Genomic DNA, 20686 nt, shown 5'->3' on the forward strand with positions numbered 1-20686 from the left:
ATGTCCTTCAGCAAGCAGCGCATCACCGTTCTGGGCTCCACCGGGTCCATAGGCGTCAACACGCTGGACGTGATCGCGCGCCATCCCGAGCGTTTTGAAGTGTTCTCGCTCAGCGCGGCGACCCAGGTCGACCTGATGCTGGCCCAGTGCGCCCAGTTCAAGCCGCGCTATGCCGTGATGGCGAGCGAGCCGCATGCCCGCCAGCTGGCCGACAAGGTCAAGGCCCACCAGTTGCCCGTGCAGGTGCTGTCGGCGCCCGATGCACTGGAAATGATCGCCTCGCATGAGTTGGTGGACACCGTCATGGCGGCCATCGTGGGTGCGGCGGGCCTGGCGCCCTGCATGGCGGCGGCCCGCACGGGCAAACGCCTGCTGCTGGCCAACAAGGAAGCGCTGGTGGTAGGCGGCGAAGTCTTCATGCAGGCGGTGCGCGCCGGCGGCGCCAAGCTGCTGCCCATAGACAGCGAGCACTCGGCCATCTTCCAGTCCCTGCCGGAAGACGCCGCGACCTGGGGCGAGCGCGTCGAAAAAATCATCCTGACCGCTTCCGGCGGGCCCTTCCGCACGCGCGACGCCGCCAGCCTGCGCCATGTCACGCCCGACGAGGCCTGCGCCCACCCGAACTGGGTGATGGGCCGGAAAATCTCGGTCGACTCGGCCACCATGATGAACAAGGCCCTGGAGGTGATCGAAGCGAAGTACCTGTTCGGCCTGGCGCCGCAGCAGATCGAGGTCGTGATCCATCCCCAGAGCATCATCCATTCCATGGTCCAGTACCGCGACACCTCGGTGGTGGCGCAGCTCGGAACGCCCGACATGCGCGTTCCCATCGCCTACGGCCTGGCCTGGCCGGACCGGGTGGTGTCGGGGGCCAAGGCCCTGGATTTCAGGTCGCTGGCCACCATGACCTTCGAAGTGCCCGATGATGCGCGCTTCCCGGGGCTGCCGCTGGCCTGGGAGGTGCTGAACGGCCCCGTGGGCAGCACCGCCGTGCTCAATGCGGCCAATGAGGTGGCCGTCGCCGCCTTTCTTGAAAAACGCATACGTTTTGACCATATTCACCATGTAAATCACGCAACTTTGGAGGCCCTGGCGCCCTCAGAGGTAAGTGATATTGAAGGCCTGCTCGGTCTGGATGGGCAGGCTCGCCGCCTTGCCCTTCGCATTGCCGGACAACTGGAGCCCTGACATGCTGACCCTGGTTTCTTTCGTTGTGACGCTGGGAATCCTGATCGCCGTGCACGAATACGGACACTACCGCGTGGCCGTGGCCTGCGGCATCAAGGTCCTTAAGTTTTCGATTGGATTCGGCAAGCCGATTTACAGCTGGAAGCTCAAGAACAAGTCCACCGAGTTTTCCATCGGCATGCTGCCCCTGGGCGGCTACGTCAAGATGCTGGACGAGCGCGAAGCGCCCGTCGACCCGGGCGAGCGCCACCTGGCCTTCAATACCCAGCCGCTGAAATCGCGTGCCGCCGTGGTGGCGGCAGGCCCGGCGGCTAACCTGCTGCTGGCCGTGCTGCTGTACGCCATCCTCAACTGGAGCGGCCTGCAGGAGCCCAAAGCCGTGCTCGCCAGTCCCGTGGCTGGATCGCTCGCGGAAAAAGCCGGCCTGCGCGGCCAGGAAACAGTGGCGCAGGCGGCTTTTGAAGGCGATGAACTCCAGGACGTCCGCTCTTTTGAGGACTTGCGCTGGCGCCTGACCCAGGGCGCACTTGACGGCCGTGACCTCACACTGGTGCTGGGCGCAGACACAGCCGGCGCCGGGCAAATGGTGCGTTTGCCGCTCAGTCGCCTGGGCGCTCCCGAAGCCGATGCCCAGCTGTTCCGCAAAATCGGCATCCTGGGGCCCTGGACCCGCCCCGTGATCGGGGATGTCATGCCCGGGGGCGCGGCCGAAAAATCCGGCCTGCATGCCGGCGATGTGGTGGTACGCATTGGCGATACCGCCATCGTGGACGGCCAGCATTTGCGTGAAACCATACGGACCTCGGTTCCGGTTTCCAGCACGGGCGGGGCTGCGGTAGCGCCCCAGAACTGGCAGGTCGTTCGCGCCGGCCGGACGCTGGTACTGCAGGTGACCCCGGAGCTCAAGACCGTGAACGGGACGCTGGTGCCCCGTATCGACGCCTATGTGGGGACCGCGCCTGAACTCGTGACGGTGCGCTACGGCTTTGTTGACGGCCTGTGGCAAGGGGCGGTGCGCACCTGGCAGGTGTCCGCGCTCACGCTGCGCATGATGGGGAAAATGCTGACCGGCCAGGCCTCGCTCAAAAACCTCAGCGGGCCGCTCACGATTGCCGACTATGCGGGTAAATCGGCGAGCCTGGGCTGGAGCTATTACCTGACCTTCCTGGCGCTGATCAGCGTGAGCCTGGGCGTCCTGAATTTACTCCCGCTGCCGGTTCTGGATGGGGGGCACCTGATGTATTATCTTTGGGAGGGGATCACTGGCCGAGGCGTGTCTGACGCCTGGATGGACCGGTTGCAGCGCGGTGGCGTTGCGATCCTGCTGGGCATGATGTGTGTTGCCCTGTTTAACGATGTCACCCGGCTCTTGGGCTAATTCCATACATTTCATGCAAAAACAAATAAATCGCTTCAAAGTTCGCGCAGTTTGCGCCATAGCCGCCGGTCTTTTTGCAGCCAGCACCGCCTGGGCGGTTGACCCTTTCACGGTGCGAGACATTCGGGTTGAAGGTTTGCAGCGCGTGGAGCCTGGAACCATTTTTGCGTCGCTTCCCTTTCGTGTCGGCGAAACCTACAACGACGACAAGGGCTCAACCGCCATCCGTGCGCTGTTCGGCCTGGGTCTGTTCAAGGACGTGAGGCTGGAAGTCAGCGGCGACGTGCTGGTGGTGATTGTGGAAGAGCGCCCGACCGTGGCCGACGTGGATTTCGTCGGAACCAAGGAATTCGAAAAGGACGCGCTGAAAAAAGCGCTGCGCGAAGCGGGCGTCGCCGATGGCCAGCCTTTCGACAAGGCGCTTGCCGACAAGGCCGAGCAGGAGCTCAAGCGCCAGTACATCAACAAAAGCCTCTATGGCGTCGAGGTGATCACCACCGTCACGCCGATTGAGCGCAACCGCGTCAACCTGACCTTCAGCGTGGTGGAGGGCGAGGTCGCGAAGATCAAGGAAATCCACATCACCGGCAACAAGGCGTTCAGCGAGTCCACGCTGCTGGGCCTGTTTGACCTGGACACCGGCGGCTGGCTCAGCTGGTACACCAAGTCCGACCGCTACTCGCGCACCAAGCTCAATGCCGACATCGAGACCCTGCGTTCCTACTACCTGTCGCGCGGCTATCTGGAATTCAAGGTCGACTCGACCCAGGTTGCGATCTCTCCCGACAAACAAAGCATTGCCATCACCGTCAATGTGAGCGAAGGCGAGCGTTTTGTGGTGTCGGGCGTCAAGCTCGAAGGCAATTACCTCAACAAGGAAGAAGAGTTCAAGACCCTGGTGAAGATTGAACCGGGCGAGCCCTACAACGCCGACCAGGTGGCCGAAACCACCAAGGCCTTCACCGACTATTTCGGTACCTTCGGATTTGCGTTTGCGCGCGTCGAGGCGGTGCCCGAGATCGACCGCAGCAACAACCGCGTGGCCTTTGTGATCCAGGCTGACCCCTCCCGCCGCGCTTATGTGCGCCGCGTGAACGTGGCCGGCAACAACCGCACGCGCGACGAAGTCGTGCGCCGCGAGTTCCGCCAGTTCGAGTCGTCCTGGTATGACGGCGACAAAATCCGCCTTTCGCGCGACCGCGTGGACCGCCTGGGCTACTTCACCGACGTCAACATAGACACGCAGGAAGTCCCCGGCACCCAGGACCAGGTCGACGTGACGATGAGCGTGACGGAAAAGCCAACCGGCAACCTGCAGCTCGGCGCGGGTTACTCCAGCGCGGACAGCGTCTCCCTGCTGTTCGGCATCAAGCAGGAAAACGTCTTCGGTTCGGGTAATTACCTGGGTGTTGAGATCAATACCAGCAAGTCCAACCGCCAGATTGTGCTGAGCACCATAGACCCTTATTTCACGGCCGACGGCATTTCGCGCACGATCGACGTTTATGACCGCACCTCCAAGCCGCTTTCCGGCCAGGGCGGTGATTACAGCCTGAAAACCCGCGGCGCCAGCATCCGTTTCGGGGTGCCGTTCACCGAGAACGATACCGTCTATTTCGGCAGCGGTTACGAGCAATTGACCATTGTCCCGGGCACCAACCTGCCGGCCAGCTACCAGACCTATGCCAATCAATTTGGTTACAAAAGCGACTCGATTCCCCTGACGATCGGCTGGTCCCGCGACAGCCGGGACAGCTCCCTGGTTCCCACCACGGGCCGCTACCAGCGCGTGTACGGCGACTGGGGTGTGGCCGGCGACATCAAGTTCGTGCGGGCCAATTACCAGATCCAGCAGTACATTCCACTGAACAAGCAGTTCACCGTCGCCCTGAATGGCGAGTTCGGCTGGGGCAAGGGCCTGAACGGCCAGCCCTATCCGCTGTTCAAGAACTACTACTCGGGCGGCCTCGGATCGGTGCGCGGTTTCGAGCAGGGCTCCCTGGGCCCGCGCGATGCGTCCGACCTGGCCATTGGCGGACCGAAAAAACTGACCCTGAACGCCGAACTGGTCGCACCGTTTCCGGGCGCGGGCAATGACAGAACCCTGCGTTTGTTCGGTTTTGTCGACGCCGGCAACGTGTTCGGGGAAAAAGAGCAATACAAGCTGAATGACCTGCGTGTCTCAACCGGCGTCGGCATCAGCTGGATTTCCCCGTTGGGGCCTTTGCGGCTCGCCATTGCCACGCCCCTGCGTAAAAAGCCAGGCGATAGAATAGAGCGGTTGCAATTCCAAATCGGTACATCTTTCTAATGAAGCATCTTTCACACAAAATTTTCCTCGGCCTTGTTGTCGCGTTGGCGGGCTTCTCCGCGAGCGCGCAGGAGTTCAAGGTTGGTGTCGTCAATCTGGACCGGATTTTCCGCGAAGCCAATTCCGCCAAAGCCGCCCAGACCAAGCTCGAGCAGGAATTCAGCAAGCGTGAAAAAGAGCTGAACGACCTGGCGAACCAGCTCAAGACGCTGTCCGACAAGTTTGAGCGCGAGGCGCCCACCCTGGCCGAAAGCCAGCGCAACACGCGGCAAAAACAGCTGGTGGACCAGGACCGGGATTTCCAGCGCAAGCGCCGCGAATTCCAGGAAGACCTGAACACCCGCAAGAACGAAGAACTCCAGCAGGTGATTGAGCGTGCCAACAAGGTCGTGAAAACCCTGGCTGAAACCGAAAAGTACGACCTGATCCTTCAAGAGTCGGTGTACGTCAACCCCAAACACGACATCACCGACAAGGTGATCAAGGCGCTGAACGCTGCCCGTTGATGGCGGGGGTGTTCACCACGACCACCATCGCCAAAACGGCAGGCGCAGTGTGACACTCCGTCTTGCCGATATCGCCCAGTTCCTCGCCGGCCTCAATGCCGAATTGATCGGCGACCCGGGCCTGCAGATTGAGCGGCTCTCCACCCTGGAGGCCGCCGGCCCCCAGGACCTGAGCTTCCTCAGCCATCCCAAATACCTGGCCAAGCTGGCGCAGTCCGCGGCGGCCTGCGTCATCGTGGCGCCGGCCGCGCGGCAGGCCGCTGTGTCCCGGGGCGCCTGCATCGTGGTGGACGACCCCTATCACGCCTTCGCGCTGGTCACCCAGCTCTGGAAGCAGCGGCATGCCCCGCAGGCCGCGCCGCAGATTCACCCCAGTGCCTTCATTGATCCCACGGCTTCGCTGGCCCCCGGCGTGTCGGTGGGCGCGTTTGCCTGCATAGGGGAGGGCGCGGTCATAGGCGAGGGCGCCCGCATCGCCGAGCACTGCGTCATCGGCAGGGGCGCGCAGGTCGGCACCGGCAGCCGCCTGTCGGCGCGCGTCACCCTGGCGGACGGTTGCCGCATGGGTGCGCGCTGCATTGTGCACCCGGGCGCAGTGATAGGCGCCGACGGTTTCGGTTTCGCCTTGCACCAGGGGCAATGGGTCAAGATAGAGCAACTGGGCAGCGTGTTGATAGGCGACGACGTGGAAATCGGGGCCAACACCTGCATTGACCGCGGTGCCCTGCAGGACACCGTGCTCGAAGACGGCGTCAAGCTCGACAACCTGGTGCAGATCGGCCACAACGTGCGGGTGGGCAAGCACACCGCCATGGCGGGCTGCGCGGGTGTGGCGGGCAGCGCCACCATAGGCGCCCACTGCACGGTGGGCGGCGGTGCCATCGTGCTGGGCCACCTGAGCCTGGCCGACCATGTGCATGTGTCGGCGGCGTCCGTCGTGACTCGGTCTATCCTCAAGCCTGGAAATTACACCGGGCTCTTTCCCATCGACGACAATGCTGTCTGGGAAAAAAATGCCGCGACCCTCAAGCAGCTCCACACATTGCGCGAGCGCCTGCGGCTGGCTGAAAAAGCCATTCTGAACTCTGGACACATTGAAGAAAAATCATGATGGATATCCACCAAATTCTCAAGCAGCTTCCGCACCGCTATCCCATCCTGCTGGTGGACCGCGTACTCGAAATTGAAAAAGGCAAAAGCATCAAGGCGCTCAAGAACGTCACGATCAACGAGCCGTTTTTTATGGGCCATTTCCCGCATCACCCGGTCATGCCCGGTGTGCTGATGCTCGAGGCCATGGCGCAGGCCGCCGCCTTGCTGGCCTTTGAAACCCTGGGCGTGACGCCCGACGACAAGACGGTGTATTACTTCGCGGGCATAGACGGCGCGCGCTTCAAACGCCCCGTCGAGCCGGGCGACCAGTTGATCATGGACGTCACCCTGGACCGCATGAAGGCCGGTATTTTCAAATTCAAGGGCGTGACCCGCGTCGGCGACACCGTCGCCTGCGAGGCCGAACTGATGTGCACCATGCGCACCATTGCTTGAATGACCCCCACGCTTTTCGCTTCGCGTAATTCGCTGCCCCCCGAGGGGGCTGCTGCGCCTGCGGTCTGGCGAAGCCAGTCCCGCGGCCCCGGCTTGAAGGGGGATCTGCCCGTGCGGCTTTCGGCCGACCTATTCGCCGAACATTTGAGTTTGTCATGACAGCTATACATTCCACCGCACTGGTTGACCCGCAGGCCCAGCTCCATGAGTCGGTGAGCGTCGGGCCCTACACCATCATCGGGCCGCACGTGAAGATAGGCGAGGGCACCACCGTCGGCGCGCACTGCGTCATCGAAGGCCACACCACCATAGGCCGTGACAACCGCATTTTCCAGTTCAACTCGCTGGGCGCGATTCCGCAGGATAAAAAATACGCCGGCGAGCCCTGTGAGCTGGTCATTGGCGACCGCAACACCATCCGCGAGTTCTGCACCTTCAACATCGGCTCGCCGGGCGACACCGGCGTGACGCGCGTGGGCAACGACAACTGGCTCATGGCCTATGTGCACCTGGCGCATGACTGCTCGGTCGGCAACAACACCATTTTTGCCAACAACTCCCAGCTGGCCGGCCATGTGCATGTGGGCGATTGGGTGATCCTGGGCGGCTTTACCGTGGTCCACCAGTTTGTCAGGCTGGGTGCGCACAGCATGACGGCCATGTGCTCGCTGCTGTTCGCCGACCTGCCGCCTTTTGTCATGGTGCAGGGCCAGCCCGCCGAAGCACGCTCCATGAACTTCGAAGGCTTGCGCCGGCGGGGGTTTTCGCCCGACCGTATTTCCGCCGTCAAGGCCATGCACAAGGCCTTGTACCGTGACGACCTCACGCTGGAGCAGGCGCGCGCGCGCATTGCCGAACTGACCGGGAAGCATCCGGAGGCTGCGCCTGATGTGCAGATGATGCTCTCCTTCCTGGAGCACACCTCGCCGCAACGCGGCATCGTCCGGTAAGGCCTATGTCTCTCGAGACCAGCCCTCTGCCAGCCCGTGGAGAGGCTGGCGGCCCCACGGCAAGGCCCCAGGTGGCCATGGTCGCCGGGGAAACCTCCGGCGATCTGCTGGCGGGCTTGCTGCTTGACGGCCTCAAGGCCCGCTGGCCGGCGTTGTCTTCCAGCGGCATAGGCGGCACGCAGATGGCCAGGCGCGGGTTTGAAGCGGCGTGGCCCAGCGAAAAGCTGGCCGTGCGCGGTTATGTCGAGGTGCTGCGCCACTACCGCGAGATCGTCGGCATACGCGAACAGCTCAAACAGCGCCTGCTGGCACAGCGTCCCGATGTTTTTGTCGGTGTGGATGCACCCGACTTCAACCTGGACCTGGAGGCCGCGCTGAAAGCCCAGGGCATCAAGACCGTGCATTTCGTCTGCCCCTCCATCTGGGCCTGGCGCGCCGACCGCGTCGAAAAAATCCGCCGCAGCGTGGACCACGTGCTGTGCATCTTTCCCTTCGAGCCGGCCCTGCTGGCCGCCCACGGCATCGCCGCGACCTATGTTGGCCATCCGCTGGCCAACGTCATTCCCCTGCAGCCCGACCGTGCCGCCGCCCGGCGCGCGCTGGGCTTGCGGGATGAGGACACCGTGATTGCCATCCTGCCGGGCAGCCGGAAGTCGGAAATCCAGTACCTGGCCCGCAGGTTTTTCGCGGCCGCCGCCCTGATCCGGCGCGCGCAGCCGGCCGTTCGCTTCGTTGTACCCGCCATTCCCGCCTTGAAGGCCGCCATCGAACGCATCGCGGGCGAAGCCGGCATGCGGGACCAGCTGCAAATTCTCGAAGGCCAGTCGCACACCGCGCTGGCCGCCTGCGACTTCACGCTGATCGCCAGCGGCACCGCCACGCTGGAGGCGGCGCTGTTCAAGCGGCCCATGGTCATCGCCTACAACATGAACTGGCTGTCCTGGCAGATCATGCGGCGCAAAAAACTGCAGCCCTGGGTGGGCTTGCCCAATATCCTGTGCCGCGACTTTGTGGTGCCCGAGTTGCTGCAGGACCAGGCCAGCCCCGAAGCGCTGGCCGCGTCCGTCCTGCAGTGGGTGGAGGCAAAATCGTCGGCACCTGACAAAATAGCGGCTGTCGAGCAACGATTCGCCGCGCTGCATACCGAACTGCGGCGGGATACTTCAACATTAGCGACCGATGCGATCCAGCAAATTCTTGAAAGCTGAGCAAACCGCGCTGTCCTGGGACATTCCCGGGCTGGTGGCCGGTGTTGACGAAGCGGGGCGCGGCCCCCTGATGGGGCCGGTCGTGGCCGCCGCCGTCATTCTTGACGAGTTGAACCCGATCAAGGGGCTGGCCGACTCCAAAAAGCTCACGGCCCTGCGCCGCGAACGGCTCTATGACGAAATCCGCGCCAAAGCCCTGTGCTGCTCGATTGCCCAGGCCAGCGTGGAAGAAATCGACAGCATCAACATCCTGCAGGCCACCATGCTGGCCATGAGGCGCGCGGTGGAGGGCCTGCGCCTGAAACCCAACAAGGTGCTGGTCGACGGCAATCGCCTGCCGACGCTGGCGATTTTGTCGGAAGCCATTGTGGGCGGCGATGGGCTGGTGCCCGCCATCTCGGCGGCCTCCATCCTGGCCAAGGTGCACCGTGACCGCTGGTGCGCCGAGTTTCACCTGGAATACCCGCAGTACGGCTTTGCCGACCACAAGGGTTACGGCACGGCCGAGCACCTGGCCGCTTTGCGCGAGCACGGCGCCTGCCCGCAGCACCGCAAGTCCTTCGCGCCGGTGGCCGAGGTCCTGCGGTGAGTTCAGGCTTGGCCCCCTCCGGCGGGGCGTCCACCGAAGCCACGCACCTCACCTCGCGCGACAACCCGCTGATCAAGGACTTGCGCAAGCTGTCCCAGGACAGCACGGCCTACCGCAAGCAGGGGCGCGTCTGGCTGGAAGGCGACCACCTGTGCCGCGCGGCGCTGGCGCGCGGACTCAAACCTGCGCTGGCCGTTTTCGCCGAGTCTTATTGGCCCGCGGCACCCGCGGAATTTACGCGGGCGGCGGCCAAAAGCATCGTGATCCCCGACACCTTGCTGCCCGAGATCAGCGGCCTGGAGTCGCCCGCGCGCATGGGTTTTGTCCTGGGCCTGCCCGCAGTGGCCGGCCTGCGGCCCAATGCGGCCTCGGTGATCCTGGACCGGGTGCAGGACGCCGGCAATGTCGGCTCCATCCTGCGCAGCGCGGCGGCCTTTGGTTTCGGTCAGGTCATCGCCCTCAAGGGCACGGCGGCGCTGTGGTCGCCCAAGGTGCTGCGCGCCGGCATGGGCGCCCACTTTGCCCTGCAGCTGGTGGAAGGACTGGAGCCCGAGGCCCTGGCGTCCCTGGCGGTGCCCATCGTCGTCACCAGTTCGCACCACGGCGGCTTTTTGCACCAGCAAAAACTCCCCATGCCCTGCGCCTGGGCCATGGGCCACGAAGGGCAGGGCGTCAGCGACGAGCTGATGGCCAGGGCGGCGCTCAAGGTCCGCATAGACCAGCCGGGCGGCGAAGAGTCTCTCAATGTCGCCGCCGCCGCCGCGATTTGCCTGTACGCAAGTTCGTCGGTGAAGAACTCTTAATTCCAGCCGGGGCCGCGGAACTGGCTTTGCCAGGCCGCAGGCGCAGCGGCCCCTCTCGTGATGAAAGGGGCAGGGAGATGCCGCAGGCTCACGCAGTGAGCGACCGTGGGGGCCACGGCCTAGGCTATAATCAGTGGCTTTTCAAAACACAGCTTCGCCCGAGCGCATACAAAGCCACCACCCTCTCAAAAGCAGCCTGCAAGAGTCTTGACCGAGACGTATCTTGTGCACGCTTGGGCGAACCGTAACCAACCCGGAGAACCCAGTGCTTTTGTCTCTACAGGGAAACACCCCTCACGCCATCCTGGCGCTCGCAGACGGCACGGTCTTTATCGGCAATTCGATTGGAGCCGCGGGCTCCACGGTCGGCGAAGTGGTGTTCAACACCGCGATGACCGGCTACCAGGAAATCCTCACGGATCCGAGCTACTGCCAGCAGATCGTCACCCTCACGTACCCGCACATCGGCAACTACGGCGTCAATGCCGAAGACGTCGAGGCCGAAAAAGTCCACGCCGCAGGTCTGATCATCAAGGACTTGCCGCTGCTGGCCTCGAATTTCCGCAAATCCATGACCCTGTCCGAATACCTGGTCAAGGAGAAAACCGTCGCCATCGCCGGCATAGACACGCGCCAGCTCACGCGTCTGCTGCGCACCAAGGGCGCGCAAAACGGCTGCATCCTGGCCCTGCCCGCGGGCGAGGCGGTGAGCCAGCCCGCGATCGAAAAAGCCATCGCGGCCGCCCGCGGCGCGCCCAGCATGGCCGGCCTGGACCTGGCCAAGGTCGTCTCGGTCAAGCAGACCTACGAATGGACGCAGACCGAGTGGAAACTCGGCGCGGGCTACGGCGTGCAGATCACGCCCAGGTTCCACGTCGTGGCCTTCGACTTCGGCGTGAAGAAAAACATCCTGCGCATGATGGCCGAGCGCGGCGCGCGCATAACCGTGGTGCCGGCGCAAACCCCCGCCGCCGACGTGCTCAAGCTCAAACCCGACGGCATCTTCCTGGCCAACGGCCCGGGCGACCCGGAGCCTTGCGACTACGCGATCACCGCGGTGCGTGAACTGATCGAAACCGGCATCCCGACCTTCGGCATCTGCCTGGGCCACCAGATCATGGCGCTGGCCAGCGGTGCCAAGACCTTCAAGATGAAGTTCGGCCACCACGGCGCCAACCACCCGGTCAAGGACCTGGACAACGGCCGGGTCAGCATCACCAGCCAGAACCACGGTTTTGCGGTCGATGAGAAAAGCCTGCCCGCCAACCTGCGGCCCACGCACGTCAGCCTGTTCGACGGAACGCTGCAGGGCCTGGCCCGCACCGACAAGCCGGCGTTCTGCTTCCAGGGCCACCCGGAAGCTTCGCCCGGCCCGCACGATATTTCATACTTGTTTGACCGTTTCACCGCGCTGATGGAACAGGCCGGGGAGAAGAAGAATGCCTAAGCGCACAGACATCAAAAGCGTCCTCATCATAGGCGCCGGCCCCATCATCATCGGCCAGGCCTGCGAGTTCGACTACTCCGGCGTGCAGGCCTGCAAGGCGCTGCGCGAAGAGGGCTACAAGGTCATCCTGATCAACAGCAACCCCGCCACGATCATGACCGACCCGGCCACCGCCGACGTCACCTACATCGAGCCCATCACCTGGCAGACGGTTGAAAAAATCATCGCCAAGGAGCGTCCGGACGCCATCCTGCCGACCATGGGCGGGCAGACCGCGCTCAACTGCGCGCTGGACCTCTGGCACAACGGCGTGCTCGACAAGTACAAGGTCGAGCTGATTGGCGCCAAACCCGAGGCCATCGACAAGGCCGAAGACCGCCTGAAGTTCAAGGATGCGATGACCAAGATCGGACTGGGTTCGGCCCGCTCCGGCATCGCGCACAGCATGGACGAAGCCTGGGCCGTGCAAAAGAGCGTCGGCTTCCCCACCGTGATCCGCCCCAGCTTCACGCTGGGCGGCACCGGCGGCGGCATCGCCTACAACTCCGAAGAATTCGAAGTCATCTGCAAGCGCGGCCTCGAAGCCTCGCCCACCAATGAGCTGTTGATCGAGGAATCGCTGCTCGGCTGGAAAGAGTACGAGATGGAAGTCGTGCGCGACACCGCCGACAACTGCATCATCGTCTGCTCCATCGAAAACCTGGACCCGATGGGCGTGCATACCGGCGACTCCATTACCGTCGCCCCGGCCCAGACGCTGACCGACAAGGAATACCAGATCCTGCGCAACGCCTCGCTGGCCGTGCTGCGCGAGATCGGCGTGGACACCGGCGGCTCCAACGTGCAGTTCTCCATCAACCCGGTCGACGGCCGCATGGTGGTGATCGAAATGAACCCGCGCGTCTCGCGTTCCTCGGCGCTGGCCTCCAAGGCCACGGGCTTCCCGATCGCCAAGGTCGCGGCCAAACTGGCCGTGGGCTACACGCTGGATGAGCTGCGCAACGAGATCACGGGCGGCGCCACCCCCGCGAGCTTCGAGCCCAGCATCGACTACGTGGTCACCAAGATTCCGCGCTTCGCGTTTGAAAAATTCCCGGCCGCCGATTCGCGCCTGACCACGCAGATGAAGTCCGTCGGCGAGGTCATGGCCATGGGCCGCACCTTCCAGGAGTCCTTCCAGAAAGCGCTGCGCGGCCTGGAAGTCGGCGTGGACGGCATGAACGAGAAAACCCAGGACCGCGAGGTGCTCGAGAAAGAACTCGGCGCGCCCGGCCCGGACCGCATCTGGTACGTGGGCGATGCTTTCGCACAGGGCATGAGCGTCGACGAAGTGTTCGCGCTGACCAAGATCGACCCCTGGTTCCTCATCCAGATCGAGCAGATCGTCAAGATCGAGCTGGAGCTCGAAACCACCTCGCTCGACAAGATTGACGCCGTCACGCTGCGCGCACTCAAGCAAAAGGGCTTTTCCGATCGCCGCCTGGCCAAGCAGCTCAAGACCACCGACACGGCCATCCGCGAAAAGCGCCGCGCGCTGGGCGTGCGCCCGGTCTACAAACGCGTGGACACCTGCGCCGCAGAGTTCGCGACCAACACCGCCTATATGTATTCGACCTACGAGGCCGAGGGCAGCGAATGCGAAGCCGCGCCCACCGACAAGAAAAAAATCATGGTGCTGGGCGGCGGGCCCAACCGCATCGGGCAGGGCATCGAGTTTGACTACTGCTGCGTGCACGCTGCGCTGGCCATGCGCGAAGACGGCTACGAGACCATCATGGTCAACTGCAACCCCGAGACCGTCTCCACCGACTACGACACCAGCGACCGCCTGTATTTCGAGCCACTGACGCTGGAAGACGTGCTCGAGATCGTCGACAAAGAGAAGCCATTGGGCGTGATCGTGCAGTACGGCGGCCAGACGCCTTTGAAGCTGGCGCTGGACCTCGAAGCCAACGGCGTGCCCATCATAGGCACCTCGCCCGACATGATCGACGCGGCCGAAGACCGCGAACGTTTCCAGAAGCTGCTGCACGAATTGAAGCTGCGCCAGCCGCCCAACGCCACGGCGCGCACCGAGCCCGAAGCACTCGAAAAAGCCGCCGCGCTGGGCTACCCCCTGGTCGTGCGCCCCAGCTACGTGCTGGGCGGCCGCGCCATGGAAATCGTGCATGAGCAGCGCGACCTCGAGCGTTATATGCGCGAAGCGGTCAAGGTCAGCCATGACTCGCCCGTGCTGCTGGACCGTTTCCTGAATGACGCCATTGAATGCGACGTCGACTGCCTGCGCGACCCCGAGGGCCGCACCTTCATAGGCGGCGTGATGGAACACATCGAGCAAGCCGGCGTGCACAGCGGTGACTCGGCCTGCTCGTTGCCGCCGTACTCGCTGAGCGCGGAGACCGTCACCGAAATCAAGCGCCAGACCGCGGCCATGGCTGAGGCGCTGACGGTGGTGGGCCTCATGAACGTGCAGTTCGCGATCCAGAACATCGATGGCAAGGACGTGATCTACGTGCTGGAAGTCAACCCGCGCGCCTCGCGCACCGTGCCCTTCGTCAGCAAGGCCACCGGCATCCAGCTGGCCAAGGTGGCGGCGCGCTGCATGGTCGGCCAGTCGCTGGCGTCCCAGGGCATCAAGGACGAAGTCACGCCGCCTTACTTCAGCGTCAAGGAAGCGGTCTTCCCCTTCGTCAAATTCCCCGGCGTGGACACGATTCTCGGCCCCGAGATGAAATCCACCGGCGAGGTCATGGGCGTGGGCAAGACCTTCGGCGAAGCCTTCGTGAAGTCCCAGCTGGGCGCGGGCACCAAGCTGCCGACTTCGGGCAAGGTCTTCCTGACCGTCAAGAACAACGACAAGCCGCGTGCCGTGGAAGTCGCGCGCGCGCTGGCCGCGCAGAAGTTCGAGCTGGTGGCCACCAAAGGCACGGCGGCCGCCATCCAGGCGGCGGGCATTGCCTGCACCGTGGTCAACAAGGTCACCGAAGGGCGGCCGCACGTGGTGGACATGATCAAGAACAACGAGATTGCCCTGGTCATCAACACCGTCGAAGAGCGGCGCAACGCGATCACCGATTCGCGCCAGATCCGCACTTCGGCGCTGCTGGCCCGCGTGACGACCTACACCACGATTGCCGGCGCCGAAGCGGCCGTGGAGGGCATGAAGTACCTGGATAACCTGCCGGTCTATTCCGTGCAGGAACTGCACGCCCAGTTGGCCTGAAAGGGCCTGAAAGCCCGGGCCCGGCCACCGGTTTTTCCCGGATTTCGCCGAGCCCGATTTGCATTAAACTTGTTTCATTGAAGTTTTGAATTCAAGCGCCGCCGCCAGGTGACTGGTGGCGGTTTCGCTTTTGCAGGAGCAAAAAACATGGCCACCATCCCCATCACCAAACGCGGCGCGGAAAGCCTCAAGGCGGAACTGCACCAGCTGAAAACCGTGGACCGCCCCTGGGTCATCAATTCGATTTCCGAAGCGCGCGCCCAGGGCGACCTCAGCGAAAACGCCGAATACGATGCCGCCAAGGACCGCCAGGGCTTTATCGAAGGCCGCATCCAGGAAATCGAAGGCAAGCTTTCCGCCGCGCAGATCATCGACCCGTCCGAGCTGGACGCGGGCGGCAAGGTTGTGTTCGGCTCCACCATAGAGCTGGAAGACGAAGACACCGGCGACAAGGTGACCTACCAGATCGTCGGCGAAGACGAGGCCGACATCAAGCTGGGCCGCGTCAACATCAGCTCGCCGATCGCGCGCGCGCTGATCGGAAAGGACGAGGGCGACACGGCCGAAGTCCAGGCACCGGGCGGCATCAAGCGCTACGAAATCATTGCGGTGATGTATATCTAGGTTTTACCGATGAAGCAGCGCTTCACCGTGATGGTGGCTGCCCTCTGGTGGGGCAGCCTGACCGCTTTGGGTTTTGTGGTGGTTCCCATGCTGTTCGCCAACCTGGGCACGCCCGCCGCGGCTGGCGCCATGGCCGCCAAGCTCTTTACCGCGCAGACCTGGCTCAGCACGGGCTGCGCTATGCTGCTCTTGCTGGTGCTCAATAAAAAAGACGATGCGGCCCTCGCTTTGCAGGCGCAGGCCGCCATGAAATTCGTGGTCGCCGGCTTGCTGCTGGCCTTGCTGGTGGAGTTCGGCATCGCGTCGCGCATCGTCAGTGCGCGCGCCGAAGGCGGCAACCTCAAGCTCTGGCACGGACTGGGAACGGCCCTCTATGTCGTGCAGTGGCTGTGCGCCGGGCTGGCGCTGTGGCGCCTGGTGCCGGCATCGCAAGCCGGCCAGCCGCCCGCCGCGGACTAAGCGGGTCAGCCGCGCTCAGCGGCTTCCAGTGTATTGACCAAGAGCATGGTGATGGTCATCGGGCCGACACCGCCGGGCACCGGCGTGATGTAGCCGGCGACTTCCTTGACACCCTCAAAATCCACGTCGCCGCAAAGCTTGCCTTCATCATTGCGGTTCATGCCCACGTCGAGCACGACGGCGCCGGGCTTGACCATGTCGGCCGTCAGCACATTGCGTTTGCCGACGGCGGCCACGACCACGTCGGCCTGCAGTGTCATGGCCTTGAGGTCCTTGGTGGCGCTGTGGCAGATGGTGACGGTGGCGTTTTTTTGCAGCAGCATCAGCGCCATGGGCTTGCCGACGATGTTGCTGCGGCCTATCACCACGGCATGCTTGCCCTTGAGGTCGTAGCCAATGCTCTCCAGCATCTTCATGCAGCCGTAAGGCGTGCAGGGCCAGAAGCCGGGCTGGCCGACCATGAGTGCGCCGGCGCTGGCGACGTGAAAGCCGTCCACGTCCTTGGCCGGCGAGATGGCCTCGATAACCTTGTGCGCGTCGATGTGCGCGGGCAGCGGCAGCTGCACCAGGATGCCGTGGATGGCCGGGTCCTTGTTGAGCGCGTCCACGCGTGCCAGCAGGTCGCCTTCGCTGAGGGTGGCAGGGTATTTTTCGAGCACCGAATGCAGGCCGCTGTCTTCGCAGGCCTTCACCTTGTTGCGCACATAGACCTGGCTGGCCGGGTTTTCGCCCACCAGCACCACGGCCAGGCCCGGCGTGACGCCGCGCGCGCGCAGGGCGGCGGCCCGCCGGGCGACATCGGCGCGCAATTGTTTGGAGAGGGCGTTTCCGTCAATCAGCTGGGCGGTCATTTTTGAATCGGGTTTTTAAAGTAAAAACGCCCGCTGGTCCAATCAATACGGGCGTCAAGGGCTATCGGAAGGACAGCGAAAGAGCGGTCAGCCTTTGGGCGCGTTGGACCCCAGGGCAATTTTGAGCAGGTCGGCCACGGTGTTGGCGTTGAGCTTTTCCATGATGTTGGCGCGGTGCGCCTCCACCGTCTTGATGCTGATGCCCAGGTCGTCGGCGATCTGCTTGTTGAGCCGGCCGGCCACGATGCGCTCGAGCACCTGGGCTTCGCGCGAGGTCAGCTTGGCCAGCAGGGCGTCGCGGCTGGCGGACTGCTGGAACTCGCTGAAGGCTTCCTTGGCCTGCTCCAGCATGCGTTCGACCAGGTTGACCAGGGCTTCTTCCTGGAAAGGCTTCTGGATGAAATCCATCGCGCCTTTTTTCATGGTGTTGACCGCCATGGGCACGTCGCCGTGGCCGGTGATGAACACGATGGGCAGCGGCGACTTGCGCTCGACCAGGCGGTCCTGCAGTTCCAGCCCGGTCATGCCGCCCATGCGGATGTCGACGATCAGGCAGGCCACTTCGCGCGGGTCGTAGCGGGAAAGGAAAGTTTCGGCCGAGTCGTAGCAGCGGACGCGGTAGTCCTTGCCCTCGAGCAGCCACTGCAGCGAGTCGCGCACGCCCTCGTCATCATCAACGACGTAGACGGTACCTTTTTTGGGAATCAAGCTCATGCCAAACTTTCTTTCGTGAACTTCTCAAGAGACGGTTCTTGAAGGGCTTTCAGTGAACGCCTGCGTTCCTGGCTGCCGCGCCGTCGCCGGCTGGCGCCGTTGGCAGGATCAGGGGTGTCACAGGGATCCAGAAGGTAAACCGGCACCCCACCACTTCGTCCCCATTGTAGAGGTTCTCTGCCTCCATTCTTCCCTGGTGGGACTCGACGATGCTGCGGCACAGCTTCAGGCCTATGCCCATGCCTTCGGCTTTGGTGGAGTAGAAGGCCTCATAGAGCCGGCCCATGACTTCGGGCGACAGGCCGCGCCCGGTATCGAGCACCGAAAACTCCACCACGGCCTGGTCTTCGATCTGCTTGGGCACCACGCGCAGCTCGACGCTGCGGCGCGCTGTGGGCAGGTGGGCCTGCTCGATCGACTCGGCCGCGTTTTTCATCAGGTTGATCAGCACTTGCTCGATCAGTATGGGGTCCACCATGATTTCAGGCAGGCGGGCCGCGATGTAATGGCTCAGGCGCACATGGTGGCGGCGCAGCTCGATGTCGGCCAGCTCCATGGCATTGCTGACCATGGTGGCCACGTCGGCCGCCATGCGGTTGGGCTCGCTGCGTTTGACGAAGGAGCGTATGCGCTGGATGATCTGGCCGGCGCGATGCGCCTGCTTGGCGGTCTTGTCCAGCGCGATCAGCAGGTCTTCGTTGCTGATCTGCTTGCCCTTGATGCGCGAGACCATGCCGTTGCAGTAGTTGTTGATGGCCGTGAGCGGCTGGTTCAGCTCGTGCGCCACGCTGGAGGCCATCTCGCCCATGGTGATCAGGCGGCTGGCGGTCTGGGCCCGCTCGTTCTGCTGGGCGGCCTGTTCCTCGGCATGGCGCCGCGGCGTGATGTCGGTGGCGATCACCATCTGGGCCAGGCGGCCGTCCACCCAGGTCAGGTAGCGCGAACGCACTTCCAGCCATTTGCTGAGTTCGGGCACGTAGATTTCGGCGTTTTCCGTCTGCGCCGCCGTCAGCGTATCGGTCGGGAAGCCGGCCAGGCCGTCGACCGCGTCCAGCGTGTCGTCGGTGGGCACGGCGCTGGGCACGCCGGCCTGCGCGATCAGGTTCAGGTGGCCCGACACCTCGCCGCCAAACCAGGAGCGGTACAGCTTGTTGGCGAACAGCAGCTCTTCGCTGCCCAGCGGCGCCACGGAGACGGCCGCGTCCAGCCCTTCAAGCACCGTGGTGAAGCGCTCGTAGGAGGCGGTCAGTTCCTCGCGTATGCGCTTGGGCTCGGTGATGTCCGTCATGGAGGTCATCCAGCCGGTCTGCTGGCCGCGCGGATCGATCAGCGGCGAGACGTACATGCGGGCGTCGAAGATCTGGCCGTTCTTGCGCTTGACGCGCACCTCGAAACCGCCCGGCGGCGTGCGGCCGTGCAGCTCGTCGTCCAGCCGCTGCATCAGGGTGTCGATCTCGCCTTCCGGCCAGTGCGGAAACGGCGGCGTGCGGCCCACCAGGTCGCCCTCGGTCAGGCCCGTCATCTGGCAGAAGGCCGGGTTGACGTAAGTGATGCGGCCCTGCAGGTCGAGTGCGCGCATGCCGGTCAGCATGGAGTTTTCCATGGCGCGGCGGAAGTTGGTCTCGGCGATCAGCGCCTGCTGGGCCTGCACGCGGCGGCGCGTGTGGCGCCAGGTGCCCAGCAGCATCCACACCGTGAGCGCGCTCAGCGCGCTGACCAGCCAGAAAAAGCCGCTGCCCACCACGCCCAGCGAGGCGCGGTAGCCCTCGGCGCGTATCAGCAGGCCGTTGCCGACCGGTGAGACCGGTATCTCGTATTCGGCCGCGCCGTCGGACCAGGGCAGCAGCCGGGCCGCGGGATTGCGCGGCGGCGGCAGGTTGCCCGCCAGCACCTGGTTTTTGTCGTCGATCAGGGTCACCGCGTATTTGGCGGTGACCTCGGTCGGCACGCCGAAGCGCAGCAGTCCGTCGATGGAGTATTCGCCCATGATGACGCCGGCGAATTTGCCCTGGTCGTCCAGCGGCACCTGCAGCTGCAGGGTGGGGGCGTTGTAGCCGCCGGCTTCCTTGGGCGTCAGCGGCCGCGAGTACACCGGCTGGCGCAGGTCCCTGGCCAGCTCGTAGGTGCCGTCGGTCTCGCCGACCTTGAGCTGTTCGCCCACGCCGCGCAGCTGGCTGCCGTTGGCGCTGGGTGATACATAGGCCACCTTGATGCGCCGCTTGCTGTCCACCCAGGTCACCGCCATGAGTTCGGGGTACTGGTTGACCAGCGACTCGGCCTGGGTGATGAATTCTTCGGTGTCGACCTCCTTGTTGGAGACGTCGCGGCCTATGCGCATGAGCTGCTCCTGCCGCTCCAGCAGCCGCAGCCGAAGCCGCTGCTGCGCGTATTCCACGTCGCGTTTGACGGCCTGCTGCTCGCGGTCGATTTCCTCGATGCGCAGGTAGCCGAAGGCGGCGATCACGGCCGCCAGAAAGAGCGCGACGGCCAGCAACGGGCCCAGTGTGATGAAGCGGTCCTGGCGCGACGGCGACTGCCGCCGCCACCAGCGGCGCCACAGGGCCAGGGGAGCGGGGGTCACCGCGGATTCGGCGAGGGCAGGGGCTTGCTGGGTCATAGGAGGAATGGTGCAGTTTAAGGGAGATGCCTCGTACGAGGCAGGGTTGTCCCTGATTCTTGAAGGTGAAGCGCGGCGCGGCGATGCGGCGGCCATGCCGCGGGAATGTCGCGTAAGCGGCTTGCCCCGGGCCCATGGATGCGACGTATGCTTACTTTTAAATTTCTTAATGTGAAATCAATAAGCACTATTTGAAATCTCACAAATATTATGAGAAACTAGGGACTTGAATCTAATTTGCGTTTACAACACGTTTAGACCCAAGTTGGA

The 20686-nt window shown here is 63.9% G+C and carries 17 protein-coding genes; 14 read left to right on the plus strand and 3 right to left on the minus strand.

Going from position 1 to position 20686, the window contains the following annotated elements; genetic code table 11:
* The 14 genes from ispC (at position 1) to ACEN9P_RS21380 (ending at position 16234) form a co-directional block, all read left to right on the plus strand.
* Positions 1 to 1188, plus strand: coding sequence for a 1-deoxy-D-xylulose-5-phosphate reductoisomerase (gene ispC, locus ACEN9P_RS21315; protein WP_495620390.1), 1188 nt, complete (start codon positions 1 to 3; stop codon positions 1186 to 1188).
* Between the two features lies 1 nt (position 1189).
* A complete protein-coding gene (gene rseP, locus ACEN9P_RS21320; RefSeq protein WP_495620391.1) occupies positions 1190 to 2566 on the plus strand; it encodes an RIP metalloprotease RseP in 1377 nt (458 codons plus the stop codon).
* A gap of 13 nt (positions 2567 to 2579) precedes the next feature.
* The gene (gene bamA / locus ACEN9P_RS21325) at positions 2580 to 4877 is read left to right on the plus strand and encodes an outer membrane protein assembly factor BamA (RefSeq protein ID WP_477662714.1); all 2298 of its coding nucleotides are present in this window, start codon (positions 2580 to 2582) and stop codon (positions 4875 to 4877) included.
* Complete coding sequence (locus tag ACEN9P_RS21330) at positions 4877 to 5383, plus strand: OmpH/Skp family outer membrane protein (protein ID WP_007866425.1); 507 nt, start codon at positions 4877 to 4879, stop codon at positions 5381 to 5383. Before bamA ends, ACEN9P_RS21330 begins: the two co-directional genes overlap by 1 nt.
* A 49-nt stretch (positions 5384 to 5432) precedes the next feature.
* Positions 5433 to 6494 (plus strand): UDP-3-O-(3-hydroxymyristoyl)glucosamine N-acyltransferase, encoded by a 1062-nt coding sequence (lpxD, locus tag ACEN9P_RS21335; RefSeq protein WP_477662715.1) that lies wholly within the window; start codon positions 5433 to 5435, stop codon positions 6492 to 6494.
* A complete protein-coding gene (gene fabZ, locus ACEN9P_RS21340; protein WP_007866435.1) occupies positions 6491 to 6931 on the plus strand; it encodes a 3-hydroxyacyl-ACP dehydratase FabZ in 441 nt (146 codons plus the stop codon). Before lpxD ends, fabZ begins: the two co-directional genes overlap by 4 nt.
* A 155-nt stretch (positions 6932 to 7086) precedes the next feature.
* On the plus strand, positions 7087 to 7881 hold the full coding sequence (gene lpxA, locus ACEN9P_RS21345; protein ID WP_495620392.1) for an acyl-ACP--UDP-N-acetylglucosamine O-acyltransferase: 795 nt from the start codon (positions 7087 to 7089) through the stop codon (positions 7879 to 7881).
* 5 nt (positions 7882 to 7886) lie between these two features.
* The gene (gene lpxB / locus ACEN9P_RS21350; protein ID WP_495620393.1) at positions 7887 to 9089 is read left to right on the plus strand and encodes a lipid-A-disaccharide synthase; all 1203 of its coding nucleotides are present in this window, start codon (positions 7887 to 7889) and stop codon (positions 9087 to 9089) included.
* Entirely contained in the window at positions 9061 to 9678 is a 618-nt protein-coding gene (gene rnhB / locus ACEN9P_RS21355) for a ribonuclease HII (RefSeq protein ID WP_477662718.1), read from the plus strand. The genes lpxB and rnhB overlap by 29 nt, the downstream gene beginning before the upstream one ends.
* Positions 9679 to 9686: 8 nt before the next feature.
* Positions 9687 to 10481, plus strand: a complete 795-nt coding sequence (locus tag ACEN9P_RS21360; RefSeq protein ID WP_495620394.1) for a TrmH family RNA methyltransferase — start codon at positions 9687 to 9689, stop codon at positions 10479 to 10481.
* 265 nt (positions 10482 to 10746) lie between these two features.
* Positions 10747 to 11928: a glutamine-hydrolyzing carbamoyl-phosphate synthase small subunit gene (carA, locus tag ACEN9P_RS21365; protein ID WP_477662720.1), complete on the plus strand. Its 1182-nt coding sequence runs from the start codon at positions 10747 to 10749 to the stop codon at positions 11926 to 11928.
* Positions 11921 to 15151 carry a carbamoyl-phosphate synthase large subunit gene (gene carB, locus ACEN9P_RS21370; protein ID WP_477662721.1) on the plus strand — a complete coding sequence of 1077 codons (3231 nt, stop codon included), beginning with the start codon at positions 11921 to 11923 and terminating at the stop codon, positions 15149 to 15151. The genes carA and carB overlap by 8 nt, the downstream gene beginning before the upstream one ends.
* Positions 15152 to 15298: 147 nt before the next feature.
* Positions 15299 to 15775: a transcription elongation factor GreA gene (greA, locus tag ACEN9P_RS21375; protein WP_074579943.1), complete on the plus strand. Its 477-nt coding sequence runs from the start codon at positions 15299 to 15301 to the stop codon at positions 15773 to 15775.
* A 9-nt stretch (positions 15776 to 15784) separates the two neighbouring features.
* Positions 15785 to 16234, plus strand: a complete 450-nt coding sequence (locus ACEN9P_RS21380; protein ID WP_495620395.1) for a DUF4149 domain-containing protein — start codon at positions 15785 to 15787, stop codon at positions 16232 to 16234.
* A gap of 5 nt (positions 16235 to 16239) precedes the next feature.
* Here the strand turns inward: ACEN9P_RS21380 and folD are convergent, their stop codons facing one another.
* The 3 genes from folD to ACEN9P_RS21395 form a co-directional block, all read right to left on the minus strand.
* On the minus strand, positions 16240 to 17085 hold the full coding sequence (folD, locus tag ACEN9P_RS21385; protein WP_495620396.1) for a bifunctional methylenetetrahydrofolate dehydrogenase/methenyltetrahydrofolate cyclohydrolase FolD: 846 nt from the start codon (positions 17083 to 17085) through the stop codon (positions 16240 to 16242).
* An 87-nt stretch (positions 17086 to 17172) separates the two neighbouring features.
* The gene (locus tag ACEN9P_RS21390; protein WP_007866460.1) at positions 17173 to 17799 is read right to left on the minus strand and encodes a response regulator transcription factor; all 627 of its coding nucleotides are present in this window, start codon (positions 17797 to 17799) and stop codon (positions 17173 to 17175) included.
* Positions 17800 to 17848: 49 nt separating this feature from the next.
* On the minus strand, positions 17849 to 20416 hold the full coding sequence (locus ACEN9P_RS21395) for a PAS domain S-box protein (protein ID WP_495620397.1): 2568 nt from the start codon (positions 20414 to 20416) through the stop codon (positions 17849 to 17851).
* Positions 20417 to 20686 lie beyond the last annotated feature (270 nt).

Source organism: Polaromonas sp. Polasp52 (assembly GCF_059491565.1).

Bases quoted from the DNA above. Each gene is read 5' to 3' on its own strand.
- ispC (WP_495620390.1), top strand. From the start codon at position 1: ATGTCCTTCAGCAAGCAGCGCATCACCGTTCTGGGCTCCACCGGGTCC.
- rseP (WP_495620391.1), top strand. From the start codon at position 1,190: ATGCTGACCCTGGTTTCTTTCGTTGTGACGCTGGGAATCCTGATCGCC.
- bamA (WP_477662714.1), top strand. From the start codon at position 2,580: ATGCAAAAACAAATAAATCGCTTCAAAGTTCGCGCAGTTTGCGCCATA.
- ACEN9P_RS21330 (WP_007866425.1), top strand. From the start codon at position 4,877: ATGAAGCATCTTTCACACAAAATTTTCCTCGGCCTTGTTGTCGCGTTG.
- fabZ (WP_007866435.1), top strand. From the start codon at position 6,491: ATGATGGATATCCACCAAATTCTCAAGCAGCTTCCGCACCGCTATCCC.
- lpxA (WP_495620392.1), top strand. From the start codon at position 7,087: ATGACAGCTATACATTCCACCGCACTGGTTGACCCGCAGGCCCAGCTC.
- lpxB (WP_495620393.1), top strand. From the start codon at position 7,887: ATGTCTCTCGAGACCAGCCCTCTGCCAGCCCGTGGAGAGGCTGGCGGC.
- rnhB (WP_477662718.1), top strand. From the start codon at position 9,061: ATGCGATCCAGCAAATTCTTGAAAGCTGAGCAAACCGCGCTGTCCTGG.
- carB (WP_477662721.1), top strand. From the start codon at position 11,921: ATGCCTAAGCGCACAGACATCAAAAGCGTCCTCATCATAGGCGCCGGC.
- greA (WP_074579943.1), top strand. From the start codon at position 15,299: ATGGCCACCATCCCCATCACCAAACGCGGCGCGGAAAGCCTCAAGGCG.
- ACEN9P_RS21380 (WP_495620395.1), top strand. From the start codon at position 15,785: ATGAAGCAGCGCTTCACCGTGATGGTGGCTGCCCTCTGGTGGGGCAGC.
- folD (WP_495620396.1), bottom strand. From the start codon at position 17,085: ATGACCGCCCAGCTGATTGACGGAAACGCCCTCTCCAAACAATTGCGC.
- ACEN9P_RS21390 (WP_007866460.1), bottom strand. From the start codon at position 17,799: ATGAGCTTGATTCCCAAAAAAGGTACCGTCTACGTCGTTGATGATGAC.
- ACEN9P_RS21395 (WP_495620397.1), bottom strand. From the start codon at position 20,416: ATGACCCAGCAAGCCCCTGCCCTCGCCGAATCCGCGGTGACCCCCGCT.